This window comes from Streptomyces sp. H27-C3, from assembly GCF_030063415.1.
Classification (GTDB): domain Bacteria; phylum Actinomycetota; class Actinomycetes; order Streptomycetales; family Streptomycetaceae; genus Streptomyces.
Genome location: NZ_JASITA010000005.1, coordinates 60,497 through 74,765, shown reverse-complemented (window position 1 = coordinate 74,765; position 14,269 = coordinate 60,497). Strand labels below are relative to the sequence as shown.

12 protein-coding genes are annotated in these 14,269 nt (G+C 70.5%); 5 read left to right on the top strand and 7 right to left on the bottom strand.

The genetic code is table 11. The features are described 5' to 3' along the window. Nucleotides 1-45 precede the first annotated feature (45 nt). Genes QMK30_RS06445 through QMK30_RS06435 form a run of 3 tightly spaced genes read right to left on the bottom strand, consistent with a single transcriptional unit; the run spans nucleotide 46 to nucleotide 2,986 of the window. Nucleotides 46-861, bottom strand: a complete 816-nt coding sequence (locus QMK30_RS06445; RefSeq protein WP_283516187.1) for a DsbA family protein — start codon at nucleotides 859-861, stop codon at nucleotides 46-48. 42 nt (nucleotides 862-903) lie between these two features. After that, nucleotides 904-1,593, bottom strand: a complete 690-nt coding sequence (locus QMK30_RS06440) for a hypothetical protein (protein ID WP_283516186.1) — start codon at nucleotides 1,591-1,593, stop codon at nucleotides 904-906. A 58-nt stretch (nucleotides 1,594-1,651) separates the two neighbouring features. Next, nucleotides 1,652-2,986, bottom strand: coding sequence for a DUF2252 domain-containing protein (locus tag QMK30_RS06435; RefSeq protein ID WP_283516185.1), 1,335 nt, complete (start codon nucleotides 2,984-2,986; stop codon nucleotides 1,652-1,654). Between the two features lie 227 nt (nucleotides 2,987-3,213). Here QMK30_RS06435 and dnaE point away from each other — a divergent pair, with 227 nt between their 5' ends. After that, entirely contained in the window at nucleotides 3,214-6,750 is a 3,537-nt protein-coding gene (gene dnaE / locus QMK30_RS06430; protein ID WP_283516184.1) for a DNA polymerase III subunit alpha, read from the top strand. 112 nt (nucleotides 6,751-6,862) lie between these two features. On the opposite strand, the gene QMK30_RS06425 is transcribed toward dnaE, so the two are convergent. Next, entirely contained in the window at nucleotides 6,863-7,045 is a 183-nt protein-coding gene (locus QMK30_RS06425; RefSeq protein ID WP_283516183.1) for a hypothetical protein, read from the bottom strand. Between the two features lie 224 nt (nucleotides 7,046-7,269). Here QMK30_RS06425 and QMK30_RS06420 point away from each other — a divergent pair, with 224 nt between their 5' ends. From QMK30_RS06420 to QMK30_RS06405, 4 genes are all read left to right on the top strand, one after another. Beyond that, entirely contained in the window at nucleotides 7,270-8,619 is a 1,350-nt protein-coding gene (locus tag QMK30_RS06420) for an NYN domain-containing protein (protein ID WP_283516182.1), read from the top strand. Between the two features lie 313 nt (nucleotides 8,620-8,932). Next, nucleotides 8,933-9,904, top strand: a complete 972-nt coding sequence (locus QMK30_RS06415) for an ABC transporter ATP-binding protein (protein WP_283516346.1) — start codon at nucleotides 8,933-8,935, stop codon at nucleotides 9,902-9,904. Further along, the gene (locus QMK30_RS06410; RefSeq protein WP_283516181.1) at nucleotides 9,901-10,728 is read left to right on the top strand and encodes an ABC transporter permease; all 828 of its coding nucleotides are present in this window, start codon (nucleotides 9,901-9,903) and stop codon (nucleotides 10,726-10,728) included. Before QMK30_RS06415 ends, QMK30_RS06410 begins: the two co-directional genes overlap by 4 nt. A 34-nt stretch (nucleotides 10,729-10,762) precedes the next feature. After that, nucleotides 10,763-11,497 (top strand): hypothetical protein, encoded by a 735-nt coding sequence (locus QMK30_RS06405; protein WP_283516180.1) that lies wholly within the window; start codon nucleotides 10,763-10,765, stop codon nucleotides 11,495-11,497. A gap of 398 nt (nucleotides 11,498-11,895) precedes the next feature. On the opposite strand, the gene ybaK is transcribed toward QMK30_RS06405, so the two are convergent. From ybaK to QMK30_RS06390, 3 genes are read right to left on the bottom strand one after another with little or no spacing between them, the layout of a single operon-like run. Further along, the gene (gene ybaK, locus QMK30_RS06400; RefSeq protein WP_283516179.1) at nucleotides 11,896-12,390 is read right to left on the bottom strand and encodes a Cys-tRNA(Pro) deacylase; all 495 of its coding nucleotides are present in this window, start codon (nucleotides 12,388-12,390) and stop codon (nucleotides 11,896-11,898) included. A 19-nt stretch (nucleotides 12,391-12,409) separates the two neighbouring features. Beyond that, entirely contained in the window at nucleotides 12,410-13,174 is a 765-nt protein-coding gene (locus tag QMK30_RS06395) for an LON peptidase substrate-binding domain-containing protein (RefSeq protein ID WP_283516178.1), read from the bottom strand. Between the two features lie 5 nt (nucleotides 13,175-13,179). Beyond that, nucleotides 13,180-14,217: a hypothetical protein gene (locus QMK30_RS06390; protein WP_283516177.1), complete on the bottom strand. Its 1,038-nt coding sequence runs from the start codon at nucleotides 14,215-14,217 to the stop codon at nucleotides 13,180-13,182. Between the last annotated feature and the right edge of the window lie 52 nt (nucleotides 14,218-14,269).

Genomic DNA, 14,269 nt, shown 5'->3' with positions numbered 1-14,269 from the left:
CGCGGCCTGGGGGCGTATGTGAAGTGCCGCCCCGCGGGGGCCCCGTTATCCCTTGATGGCCTTGTCGATCGCGGTGTTGAACGCGTCCGGCGTCATGGGGGCGTTCTCACTGCCCTCGGCGGTGACCTTCTTGCCGTTCATCTTGAGCGTCGGGGTGCCCTCCACGCCGCTGTCGCTGAAGGCGGCCGACATCTTCATCGCCCAGGCGTCGAAGGTGCCGTCCTGCACGTTCTTCTGGAACTTGGTGTTGTTCTTGAGAGCGCCCACACTCTCGGCGATCTTGAGCAGGTCGTCGTCCTTGGCGAACTTGTCGTCCTGCTCGGCGGGGTGGTTGTCCTTGGAGTAGAGAGCCGCCTTGTATTCGAGGAAGGCCTCGGGGCTGACATCGAGCGCGGCGCCCAGCGCGCTCAGCGCGTTCTTCGACCCCTCGCCGCTGTCGCTGTTGTCGATGAACGTGGCACCGACGTAACGGATCTTGTACTTGCCGGCCGCGACGTCCTTGTCGATCGTCTTGCCGACGGACTGCTCGAAGGTCGCGCAGATCGGGCAGCGCGCGTCCTCGTACAACTCCAGCGTCTTCTTGGCGTCCTTCTTGCCGATGACGACGGTCGTGCCGTTCGTGCCCGTGGTGTTGGCGGGCTCGGTGACCTGCTTCTCGTCCTTGGCGACTTCCCAGGCGCCGGGCTTGTTCGCCTGCATGATGCCGTAGCCGACGCCGCCGGCGATCGCCAGGACGGCGACGATGGTGCCCGCGACGACCAGCTGCCTGCGGGTCTTGTCCTTCTTGGCCTGGCGCTCGCGCTCGACGCGCAGCCGCTCGCGGGCGGCTGCCTTGTTGGAATGACTGTTGCGTGCACTCATGACGGACTCCGTTGAGGTGTGACAGACAGGGGGACTACGGGCTCAGGCGAGGGTGAAAGCCGAGCGCGGCGGTCCCCTCCGTCCGACCCAGTGCACGAACAGCCGGTCGCGCGCGGAGCTCCGTGCGCGGCGCGCGGGGCGTGCCGCGCGCCGCACGCTCCGGTGGACCGAGACCGTCATGGCCACCGCGATCAGCAGCGGCCGGAAGGCGAAGCCGGCCGTCGCGCGCAACAGCCCGGCCAGCGCGGCCTCGCCACGCCGCAGCCAGAGGGCGGCGAACAGACCGACCGTCACATGCGCGCCGAGCAGCAGCCAGGGCAGCGCCGGATCGGGGGAGCTGAGCAGCGCCGCCACGCTCTCCCGGGAGCCGGTGACGCGCGCCAGGGGCGCCCCGACTCCGCTGCCGCCGCACAGCACATCGACGCCGAAGGCACGCAGTGGGCCCGCCACGGGGCCGCCCGCCGGGCCATAACAGACGTGCTGCCCGGCGGTGAAGACGGTGTCGGCGGCCAGCTCCAGCGGGACGAGGAGGGCGGCGATCCGCCCGAAGCCGCGCTCGCGGCCCGCCAGTGCGTAAGCCACGGCGAACACCGCGGCGCCGACCAGGGCGACCGTGGTCAGCGGCAGCGGGACCCCGGAAAGGAGCACATGGGACCCCGCGGACAGCGTCACGACGAGTGCCGTGAAAAGCGCTGCGCGCAGTGTCCTCAACAGGGCCCCTGATATGTCCATCGGACAGGAGTTTGCCATGTGCCCGGGTAAGGCCTTCCTAAAGGCCCTTCCGCGCGCCCTAGAGGTCCTGCAGACCCGGGATGCGTCCATTGCGGAAGAGGTCGACGAAGATCTGGTGGTCCGCTCGGGCCCGCGCGCCGTAGGAATGCGCGAAGTCCACCAGGAGGTCCCCGAAGTGCTCCTCGTCGGCGGCGATGGCCGCGTCGATCGCCCGCTCCGTGGAGAACGGCACCAGCGAGTGGCCGCTCTCGTCGTCCGCCGCCGCGTGCATCGTCGCGGTGGCGCGGCCGAGGTCGGCGACTACGGCCATGATCTCGTCCAGGTCGTCGATGTCCGCCCAGTTCAGGTCGACGGCGTACGGCGAGACCTCCGCGACCAGCTGCCCGGCCCCGTCCAGCTCGGTCCAGCCCAGCCACGGGTCGGCGTGCGCCTGGAGCGCGCGCTGCGAGATCACCGTGCGGTGGCCCTCGTGCTGGAAGTAGCCGCGGACTGCGGGGTCGGTGATGTGCCGGGAGACCGCCGGGGTCTGCGCCTGCTTCATGTAGATCACCACGTCGTTCTCCAGGGCGTCGCTGTTGCCCTCGAGGAGGATGTTGTACGAGGGCAGGCCCGCCGAGCCGATGCCGATGCCGCGCCGCCCCACGACGTCCTTCACCCGGTACGAGTCGGGTCGGGTCAGGCTGGACTCCGGCAGTGTCTCCAGATAGCCGTCGAAGGCCGCCAGGACCTTGTAGCGGCTGGCGGCGTCGAGGTCGATGGAGCCGCCGTCCGGGGCGAAGCGGCGCTCGAAGTCGCGGATCTCGGTCATCGAGTCGAGCAGCCCGAAGCGGGTCAGCGAGCGCGCGGAGCGCAGCGCGCCCAGCAGCGGGCCGTCGGCCGTGTCCAGCGTGAAGGGCGGTACCTCGTCGTTCTTGGCGCCGGTGGCCTGGGCGTGGATGCGCTCGCGGTAGGCGGCGGCGTACGTCCGCACCAGCTCGGTGATCTGCCCGTCGCTGAGGGCCTTGGTGTAGCCGATGAGCGCGATGGAGGCGGCGAAGCGCTTGAGGTCCCAGGTGAAGGGACCGACGTACGCCTCGTCGAAGTCGTTGACGTTGAAGATCAGACGGCCCTGAGAGTCCATGTACGTGCCGAAGTTCTCGGCGTGCAGGTCACCGTGGATCCATACCCGGCCGGTGCGCTCGTCCAGGTACGGGCCGCCGTGCTGCTCGCGCTCCAGGTCGTTGTAGAACAGGCAGGCCGTGCCCCGGTAGAACGCGAAGGCGGAGGCGGCCATCTTGCGGAACTTCACCTGGAACGCGGCCGGGTCGGCGGCGAGCAGCGTGCCGAACGAGGTGTCGAAAACGGCGAGGATCTCTTCGCCGCGCTGAGCAGCGTCTGTCTGCTGGACCGACATCGCCGGGTGCCTCCTGGTGCATGACGTACATGGCAAATGGGACAGGTGTTTCGCCTCGTCCAACGCTCGACCGTACCCGTGAGTGCCCCGGGTGCGTGACCGCCCGCCCCCGGCCCCTCGCCGAGGCCCTTCGCGCCGAAGGTTCCGCCGGACTGTCAGTCGGCCGACGTAGACTTCCACGCTGTCGCCCCAACCTGTCATCGACCGTTTCGCCGGAGGCCTTCGCCGTGACCAAGCCGCCTTTTACGCACCTTCACGTCCACACCCAGTACTCGCTGCTGGACGGTGCCGCGCGGCTCAAGGACATGTTCGACGCCTGCAATGAGATGGGCATGTCGCACATCGCGATGACCGACCACGGCAATCTGCACGGGGCGTACGACTTCTTCCATCAGGCCAAAAAGGCCAACGTGACGCCGATCATCGGCATCGAGGCGTATGTGGCGCCCGAGTCGCGGCGCAACAAGCGCAAGATCCAGTGGGGCCAGCCGCACCAGAAGCGCGACGACGTGTCGGGTTCGGGCGGTTACACGCACAAGACGATCTGGGCGTCGAACCGCACCGGCCTGCACAACCTCTTCCGGCTGTCGTCGGACGCCTACGCCGAGGGCTGGCTGACGAAGTGGCCCCGGATGGACAAGGAGACGATCGCCAAGTGGTCGGAGGGGCTGATCGCTTCGACGGGCTGTCCGTCGGGTGAGGTGCAGACCCGGCTGCGGCTCGGGCAGTTCGACGAGGCGGTGCAGGCCGCATCGGACTACAAGGACATCTTCGGCGAGGGCAAGTACTTCCTGGAGCTGATGGACCACGGCATCGAGATCGAGCGCCGCGTCCGCGAGGGGCTTCTGGCAGTCGGCAAGAAGCTGAACATCCCGCCGCTGGTCACCAACGACTCGCACTACACCTACGCGAAGGAGGCGACCGCGCACGACGCCCTGCTGTGCATCCAGACCGGAAAGAACCTCTCCGACCCGGACCGCTTCCGCTTCGACGGCACCGGCTACTACCTGAAGTCCACCGACGAGATGTACGCCGTGGACTCCTCCGAGGCCTGGCAGCAGGGCTGCGCCAACACGCTGCTCGTCGCGGAGCAGATCGACACCGACGGCTGGTTCCAGGAGCGGAACCTGATGCCGAAGTTCGACATCCCCGACGGGTACACCGAGGTCAGCTGGTTCCGCGAGGAGACCATGCGCGGCATGGCCAGGCGCTTCCCCGGCACCATCCCGGACGACCGGCTCAAGCAGGTCGAGTACGAGATGGGCATCATCATCGACATGGGCTTCCCCGGGTACTTCCTGGTGGTCGCCGACTTCATCATGTGGGCGAAGAAGAACGGCATCGCGGTGGGCCCCGGGCGCGGCTCGGCGGCCGGTTCGATCGTTTCGTACGCGATGGGCATCACCGACCTCGACCCGATCGAGCACGGTCTGATCTTCGAGCGGTTCCTCAACCCCGAGCGCGTCTCCATGCCCGATGTCGACATCGACTTCGACGAGCGCAGGCGCGGCGAGGTGATCAGGTACGTCACAGAGAAGTACGGGGCCGACAAGGTCGCCATGATCGGTACGTACGGCAAGATCAAGGCGAAGAACGCGATCAAGGACTCCGCCCGCGTCCTCGGCTACCCGTACGCGATGGGGGACCGGCTCACCAAGGCGATGCCCGCCGATGTGCTGGGCAAGGGCATCGACCTCAACGGCATCACCGACCCGAAGCACCCGCGCTACAGCGAGGCGGGCGAGATCCGGGCGATGTACGAGAACGAGCCGGACGTCCAGAAGGTCATCGACACCGCGAAGGGTGTGGAGGGCCTGGTCCGGCAGATGGGTGTGCACGCGGCCGGCGTGATCATGTCCAGCGAGACGATCACCGACCACGTCCCGGTGTGGGTGCGGCACTCCGACGGCGTCACCATCACGCAGTGGGACTACCCGCAGTGCGAGTCGCTCGGCCTGCTGAAGATGGACTTTCTCGGCCTGCGCAACCTCACGATCATGGACGACGCCGTCAAGATGGTGAAGGCCAACAAGGGCATCGACCTGGAGATGCTCAGCCTGGCGCTGGACGACCCCAAGACGTACGAGCTGCTCTGCCGCGGTGACACGCTGGGCGTCTTCCAGTTCGACGGCGGGCCGATGCGGTCGCTGCTGCGGCTGATGAAGCCCGACCACTTCGAGGACATCTCCGCCGTCGGCGCCCTGTACCGGCCGGGCCCGATGGGCATGAACTCGCACACGAACTACGCCCTGCGCAAGAACAAGCAGCAGGAGATCACGCCGATCCACCCTGAGCTGGAGGCCCCGCTCAGCGAGGTTCTCGGCATGACGTACGGCCTCATCGTGTACCAGGAGCAGGTGCAGAAGGCCGCCCAGATCGTCGCCGGCTACTCGCTGGGCGAGGCCGACATCCTGCGCCGCGTGATGGGCAAGAAGAAGCCCGACGAGCTCGCCAAGAACTTCGTTCTGTTCCAGGCCGGCGCCAAGAACAACAACTACTCGGACTCGGCGATCCAGGCCCTGTGGGACGTGCTGGTCCCGTTCGCCGGATACGCGTTCAACAAGGCGCACTCCTCGGCGTACGGTCTTGTCACCTACTGGACGGCCTACCTCAAGGCGAACTACCCCGCCGAGTACATGGCGGCGCTGCTGACCTCGGTCAAGGACGACAAGGACAAGTCGGCGGTCTATCTCAACGAGTGCCGCCGCATGGGTATCAAGGTGCTGCCGCCCAATGTGAACGAGTCCCAGTCGAACTTCGCCGCCCAGGGCGACGACGTGATCCTCTTCGGCCTGACCGCCATCCGCAACGTCGGGCAGAACGTGGTGGACTCGATCATCCGCTGCCGCAAGGCGAAGGGTAAGTACGCCTCCTTCCCGGACTTCCTCGACAAGGTCGAGGCGGTCGTGTGCAACAAGCGGACCGTGGAATCCCTCATCAAGGCCGGTGCCTTCGACGAGATGGGCCACACCCGCAAGGGCCTGGTCGCGCACCACGAGCCGATGATCGACAATGTGGTGCAGGTCAAGCGCAAGGAGGCCGAGGGGCAGTTCGACCTGTTCGGCGGGGGCGACGAGGACGGTGACGCGCCCGGCTTCGGGCTCGACATCGAGTTCTCCGACATCGAGTGGGACAAGTCCTACCTGCTGGCGCAGGAGCGGGAAATGCTCGGTCTGTACGTTTCCGACCACCCGCTCTTCGGCATCGAGCACGTGCTGTCGGACAAGGCCGACGCGGCGATCTCGCAGCTCACCGGCGGTGAGCACTCCGACGGTGCGATCGTCACCATCGGCGGCATCATCTCCGGCCTCCAGCGCAAGATGACCAAGCAGGGCAACGCATGGGCGATCGCCACGGTCGAGGACCTGGCCGGCTCCATCGAGTGCATGTTCTTCCCCGCGACGTACCAGCTGGTCTCGACCCAGCTCGTCGAGGACACCGTGGTCTTCGTCAAGGGGCGCCTCGACAAGCGCGAGGACATCCCGCGGCTCGTCGCCATGGAGCTGATGGTCCCCGACGTGTCGTCGGCGGGGACGAACGCGCCGGTGGTCCTCACCATCCCGACGGTGAAGGTCACGCCGCCGATGGTGACCAAGCTCGGCGAGATCCTCAAGCACCACCGGGGCAACACCGAGGTCCGGATCAAGCTCCAGGGGGCGCGCAAGACGACGGTGCTGCGGCTCGACCGGCACCGCGTGCAGCCGGACCCCGCGCTCTTCGGCGACCTGAAGGTGCTGCTCGGCCCGTCCTGCCTCGCCGGCTAGCCGCCGCCGCACGCATGCCGAAGGGGCGCCCCCGTCGTCACGGGGGCGCCCCTTCGGCATGAGCGGTCGCCGTGAGGCGTCATGACGCCTCACGGCACGCTGTCACGCTCGGTCAGTTGTGGCCGAAGCGCTTCTGGTGCTTACGGGCAACATCGGCAGGGCTGCCCTGCGCCATCTTCTGCGGCTCGGTCTGGGCCTCGAAGGCGTTGTCCTTCGCCTGCTCCGATCCACGCTCCGCTGCGGACGCCCGGTCCTGCTGGGCGCCCTGCTTGCGATTCTTGTTGTTCTTGGCCATGGTGCTGCCTCCTGCGGGGGGTCTAGGGGCCAGGGCCGGAACCAGATTCACACGTCGCGACAAAGCGCGCATTTTGGATCATTACCGTGCGTAATCGGGTCTGGCGCAGCGCAACTTACGGATACGCCACGCCGATGATCGAGTTCCGGCCGTTAACCCCTGCGTAGTCGGGCAGACTCGAAGGAAGCCTGAAGCACTTCCGATCCCGAGGTTCCCGAAAGAGGGTGGAACGCGTGGACCGCTGCGTCGTCCTGGTGGACGCCGGCTATCTGCTGGGCGCCGCCGCGAGCCTGCTGGCCGGAGAACCGGCCCGTTCCCGCATCACCGTCGATCACGCGGCCCTGATCCAGGGCCTCCGAGAGCGGGCGGAGGCCGATACCGAGAAGCCGCTGCTGCGCATCTACTGGTTCGACGGGGCCCCCGACCGGGTGCCGCAGCCCGAGCACCGGCGTTTGCGGGTCATGCCGCGCGTGACGGTCAGGCTGGGTGCGCTGACCCGCAGCGACGGGCGCTGGGCGCAGAAGGGCGTCGACGCCGCGATGCACGCGGAGCTGACCGAACTGGCCAGAAATCGCGCCTGCTCCGATATTGTGCTGGTGACCGGGGACGGCGATCTGCTGCCGGGCCTGATGTCCGCCAAGGAGCACGGCGTCGCGATGCACCTGTGGGCGGTGCAGGCCGCTGACGGTGACTACAACCAGTCCGAGGACCTGGTCGCCGAGGCCGACGAGCGGCGGGTCCTGGACCGGGCGTGGATCACCAAGGCGGTACGGGCGAAGGACCTCGGCGGGATCTGCTCGCCGCCGCCGGCTCCGCGGCCGGAAATCGCCGCGATCCTGTCGGCCCCGCTGCCGGAGTCGGCGCTCGCCGCATCCGCGGAGCGGGCGGCGCAGGCACAGGCCGACGCGCGGGCCCATGCCCAGGCACAGGCCGTGCGGAACGGGTCGGTTGCCGCACCGGACGCCGAGGGGGCGGGTGCGGCGGCGCCCGGCGCGACGGCGGACGGAGCCGGGCAGCCGCATGAGGCGCACGAGGCGCACGGTGCGCGGGGTGTTCCGACGCCGAAGGACCTCGCGAGCCTGCGCGGTCCCGGGACGCAGGCGGCGCAGCATCCGACGCCGCCGGGCACGAGTCCCGCCGGGGCGACGCTGCGGTGGTCGTCCGACAAGGGTTGGGTCGAGCGCCCCGGCGGCGGCAGCGCGCTCGGCGAGCCGCCCGAGACCGCGTCGCTGCCGACGCTTGCGCAGCTGACGAGCGCGGAGCAGCGTTGGGCGGACCGTGAGGAGGACATCACCACGGTCGGCGGCGACCCCTTCGAGGTCGGGCAGGTCTTCGCCCGGCGCTGGATGGAGCGGCTGCCGGAGCCGGGACACACCCAGAAGCTCTCGACGATGTATCCGCGGATCCCGCACCGCATCGATGGTGAACTGCTGCGGTACGCGGCGCGGTTCGGGCTGCTGGCGCACAAGGACGATCAGATCGACGAGCACGACCGGTACGCGATCAGGGCGGGGTTCTGGCGGGAGATCGATGTGCGGGCGGCGGCGGAGCAGCATGTGACGACGGGGGAGTAGCGCGGGGAGTGGGGCGAGGCGGGCGCGGGGGCTCGGGTCCCTGCGGGACTGTTCCCCTACCCGCCCCTTCCCGAACCGGGGCCGGCCCCGGACCCCGCCAGGGTTGCTTCGTGCCAGGGTTGCTTCGTGCCAGGGTTGCTTCGTGCCAGGGTTGCTTCGCGCCGCGCGGTCTGTTGTTGCCGGGCTCGGCCGAAGGGGCGGGGTCGCGCCGTGGGCGTGGGAGGTGACCCGCGGGCCGTGCGGGGGCCGGAACCCCGTAGGCTCGTCCCTCGTGAGTACGGGCGCAGCGCAGGCGGGACGCGACACGGGAGTCGTGTGTGCCGTGCGAGAGCTGGTCAAGACCTATCCCGCCGCCCGGGGCCGACGCGGGACACCCGCGACGCCCGAGGTGCGGGCCACCGACGGCATCTCCCTCGATGTGCGACGCGGCGAGATCTTCGGGCTGCTCGGGCCCAACGGCGCCGGGAAAACGACGCTCGTGCGCCAGCTCACCGGTCTGATGAGGCCCGACTCCGGCACCGTGGAGCTGCTCGGGCACGACCTCGTGCGCTACCCGGAGCGGGCCGCGCGGCTCGTCGGATATCTCGGGCAGGAATCGACCGCGCTCGACGAACTGACTGTGTCGCTCGCCGCCGAGACCACCGGACGCCTGCGCGGGCTCACCGCGAAAGCGGCGCGGGCCGAGCGGGACGACGTACTCGAAGAGCTCGGACTGACCGAGATCGCCGGGCGCGCGCTCAAGAAGCTGTCCGGTGGGCAGCGGCGGCTCGCGTGTTTTGCCGCCGTGCTGGTGGGTGAGCGGCCGGTACTCGTACTGGACGAACCCACCACCGGCATGGACCCCGTCGCGCGGCGTGCGGTGTGGGCCGCCGTCGACCGGCGAAGGGCCGAGAACGGCGCGACCGTCCTACTCGTCACGCACAACGTCATCGAGGCCGAGACCGTCCTCGACCGGGTCGCGGTGCTCGAACGCGGCAAGGTCATCGCGTGCGACACCCCCGCCGGGCTCAAGGCGCAGGTCGCCGGGGAAGTACGGCTCGACCTCGTATGGCGGGAGCGGGCGCCGCTGGAGGTGCCCGAGGTCGCGGCGCTGCGGGAATCCGCGCAGGAGTCCGGCCGCCGCTGGGTGCTGCGCCTCGCGCCCGACGAGGCGCGGGCGGCCGTCGCCGCGGTGACCGGGGGCGCCGCCTTCGCGGCGCTCGACGACTTCACTCTGGCCACGCCGAGCCTGGAGGACGTCTATCTCGCACTCGGCGGGAACACGAAGGGGCTGGTCAAGGGGTGAGTGTCGTTCCTGTTGAGGCGGTCGTCGGGTCGTGGACCCGAGCGGAGGTCAAGGCCGCCGAGGAGTGGCCCGCGCCGCTGGCGCCCCGGGCGCGGCTGCTGCCGTCGCTCGCCGCTGTCTACCGGGCGCAGTTGTCCCGGGCCAGGGTGGCGCGCATTCCGCTGCTCTTCGTGGCGACCTTCCAGTCCGTCGGGATCATGGTTCTGATGCGTGGGGTCGTCGACGGCGGGGGCGAGGCGCGGGCCGTGGTCGCGGGGTCGAGTGTGCTGGTCGTCGCGTTCGTCGCGCTCAACCTCCTCGCCCAGTATTTCGGGCAGTTGCGGGCGAGCGGCGGGCTCGACCACTACGCCACCCTGCCCGTGCCGCCCGCCGCCGTGGTGCTGGGCGCGGCCGGCGCGTACGCCTCGTTCACCGTTCCCGGCACGTTCGTCACAGCCGTCGTCGGCTGTGTGCTCTTCCAGCTCCCGCTCACGCACCTGTGGATCCTGGTCGCGGTGGTCCCGCTCGCCGGCGCGGCCCTCGCCGGGCTCGGTGCGGCGCTCGGGCTGCTCGCGCCCCGGCAGGAACTCGCCACACTCCTCGGCCAGCTGGGCATGTCCGCGGCGCTGCTGCTCGGCGTACTGCCCGCCGACCGGCTGCCCGGCCCCATCTCGTACGCCCGCGATCTCCTGCCGTCGACGTACGGCGTGGAGGCCTTCGCGCGGACCTTCGACGCGCAGCCGGACTGGTCCGCCGTCGCGCTCAACCTCGCGGTCTGCACGGCGGTCGGCGTCGCGTCGCTCGCGCTCGCCACCTGGGCGTACCGGCGGGCAGCGGTCCGGTGAGGCACGCGCCGGCGGGGCCTGGCACGATGGCAGAGTGACCGCTCCCCTGACGCCGCCTCACCAGCAGCCGCCGAACGAACCCTGGCAGAAGTCCGACGCCGGGGCCGTTCCTCCTTTCGAGCCCGCCGTGGACGAGGGGCCCAGTCTGTCGACCGAGGTCGCCAGGGCCGCGTTGGTGGTCGCGGCCATGACGGTCGCGGGTGTGGCGCTCGGGCTGCTGTGGATGTGGCTGGCTCCCAGGGTGCCGCTGGTCTCCACCGAGAAGGCCGTCTTCCTCCAGGACACCGAGGGCGAGGAGGCGGTGGGCGCGGACGGCACGTTCGCCCTGCTCGCGCTCGCCTTCGGCGCGGTGAGCGCGGCCGTCGTGTTCTGGATCAACCGGCGCGCCGGTGTTCCGCTGGTGGTCGCTCTGGCACTGGGCGGGCTGTTCGGCTCGCTCCTCGCCTGGGGGATCGGCGTGTGGGGCGGCCCGGATGACGTGGTGGCCCGCGCGCGTGAGGTCGGGCAAGGAGTGCCCTTCGACGCGCCGCTCGAACTCGCGGCGAAGGGCGCCCTGCTGGCCTGGCCGCTTGCGGCGCTGTTGGTCCATTTGGCGCTGACGGCGCTCTTCGGGCCGCGTGACCCCGAGCCGGAGTGGGAGCTGCCGCCCTACTACGGGGCGCCCATGACCGCGCCGGAGCCTCCGCGGGGGCATGCGCCCGGCGCGGGAGGCCCCGGCGCAGTGGAGCCGCCGCCGCAGGCGGGCGGGGGCGACGGCCGACCCGCCTGACCGGTCCGGTGCCGGGGGCGGGCGAGGCCGTTTCTCCCCCGACCCGCCCCTTCCAGGAACTGCGGGCAGGCCCCCTGTCGGTGGCAGGGCACGCTTCAGCCGCCCCGCACCCCGTCACACCCGCTTGCCCGTCCCGCACCGCGGACGGCTGCTTGCCGCCGTCGGCACGTCCTCCGGCCCCCGTCCGGACGCCCGGCGCCGGACGAACGCCGCTCCCCGGCCCTCGGGCAGCGGCGTCGCGGGCGGTGGTCGCTACGCCGGCCTGCGGCCGTGGTTCGCTTTGCCCTTCCTGATGCGCCACTTGCGCTTACGGGTCTTCTTGGACATGGCGTACCCCTCCCCGGTCGGAAAGCCGCGTTCCCTCGGTCGTAGTCGAGGACGGGGCCGCCGTCGAGGGGTCAGGCGCGTCCGATCGGCGCGATCACCGCGTCCGTGAGCGCCGCCAGGTCCGCCGGGGACAGCTCTACCTCCAGGCCGCGGCGGCCCGCCGACACGCACACCGTCGGGTGCGCGGACGCGCTGGAGTCCAGCACCGTCCGCAGGCGTTTGCGCTGGCCCAGCGGGGAGATCCCGCCCCGTACATAGCCCGTCGTGCGTTCCGCCGCCGCCGGGTCCGCCATGGCCGCGCGCTTGCCGCCGACCGCCGACGCCAGCGCCTTGAGGTCCAGCGAACCCGCGACCGGGACGACCGCCACCGTCAGCTCGCCGTCCACGTCGGCGACCAGCGTCTTGAAGACGCGGTCCGCCGGAACGCCCAGGGCCCGCGCGGCCTCCTCGCCGTACGACGGGGAGGCGGGGTCGTGCTCGTACGCGTGCAGGGTGTACGCCGTGTTCGCCGCGGTCAGCGCCACGGTCGCGGGGGTGCCCGCCGACCTCTGCTTCTTCTTCGCCAAGGCGGCTCCGCCTCCGGGATCAGTTGGGGCTGGTCGGGGTCCTGGTCAGGTCCACGGCGGGCAGCGAAGGCAGATGGCGGATCACGGCCGTCTCGGTGCGCAGGATTTTCAGCTCCTCGCGCAGCCGGGTCGCCGCGTCCGGTGCCTGGAGCAGGCGCTGACGCGCCGGGATGTCCAGGACCGTCGCCGCGGCGACCAGGTACGACACCACCGAGGGCTCGTCCGGCAGCTCCGCGCCGCTCGCCAGTGAACGCTCCCGCGCTCCCGCGAGGCGCTTCTGGTAGTTGCGGAAGGCCCGCAGCACGCCCTCGGCGAGCGTGCCCGCGCCCTCCCCGAGCTCCTCGGGCAGCTCCTCGATCTCGGCCGTCAGATACGGGCCGCTCGCGTCGACGGAGAGCAGCCTCACCCGGGTCGTGCCGGTGGCGAGGACCTCGTAGCTGCCGTCCTCGCGTTCGCGGATCGTCGCCGCGTCCGCGACACAGCCGACCTGGTGGAAGGCCTGCAGCGGGTCGGGCCCGAAGCCCGCGCCGGGCCCGCGCTCGGGCACCGCCGTCGGATCGGGCATACCCGGGGCGCTGGGGGCGACCTCGCGGCCGTCGCGGATGGCGACCACGACGAAGCGGCGGGGCTCGTCCTCGTCCTCGTCGTCGTCCCCGGAGTCCGTGGTTTTCGACAGGTCGCGCATCATGGCGCGATAACGCTCCTCGAAGACGTTCAGCGGCAGCACGAGGCCGGGGAACAGTACCGAGTTGAGCGGGAAGAGGGGGAGACGAGCGGTGGTCACAACACTCAAGCGTAATGGCCGTCGGACCTGATTCCGCGTGCCGTCCTGCGCGAAGGACGCAAAGGCGTCGCCAGAGCGACCTGTATGCGCGCGGTGTCACGCAGTTCCAGGAACTGCGCGAGCGCGTCCTCGCTCAGATATGCCCAGGGAAACGAGGTCGCGTGGGGCCCGATCAGCCGGAACTGTTCCAGCGCCTCGGTCCACCGTCCCCGGCTGATCAGCATGTACGCGAGAAGGTTGCGGACCTCGGCCGGCCAGGGATCGCCCGCCGCGTACTGGGCGGAGAGCGCGATGGCACAGTCGGCGGCGGCGTCGACGCGCTCGTACGCCACCACCGTCCCGCCACCGCTCAGCAGGTGCGCGAACGCGGCCCGGACCGGGAGGGCCTGCACCAGCGACCCGGGCAGCGCGTCCGCGGCCGCCTGCTCGGCGAAGTCGAAGCACTCGCGGTGCGAGCCGTACCACTGGGCGGACAGGTACTGGAGCGCGGCGGCATGGCAGCCGTAGTGGTGCGAGGAACGGCTCACGGCCTCCCCCCACAGCTCCCCGAAGGCGGAGTACGAGGCGTGCGTGCCCCGCGCGTGGTCGAGGGCGATGCGCCACGGCACCGGGTCGCGCGGGGAGCCCTGCGCCGCGGCGTCGATCAGCGGGCCGACCTCGCGCAGCCGCTCGGCGCGGGCCGGTGACTCCCAGGCCCTGTGCACGGCCAGCTCCGCCTTGACGAGCAGGGCGTCGGGGTCGCGCGGCGCGGCTGCCAGCCACTGGGCGAGCCAGTCCTCGCGGTTGTACGCGAAGGTCGCCAGGCGGGTGGTGTAGCGGTCCCGGTTCTCCCACTCGGCGGCCTCGCGGGTGCCGGCCATCAGCTTGGCCGCGGGCCCGTAGTCGCCGAGGGCCGCCGCGACGAGGGTGGGTCCCATTCGTTCGTCGGGGACGTCGAGCAGTACCTCGTCGTCCGACGGCAGGCCGGCGGCGAGCTCCGGGGTGTTGCGGATCATGCGCGCGGTGCTGATGAGTGCGCGAAGGAGAGGCATGGTGTGAACCATTGAAAACCGCAGGTGGGAGGCGCGCCAGAGGGGGGCTGTGAAGCTTTCGTAT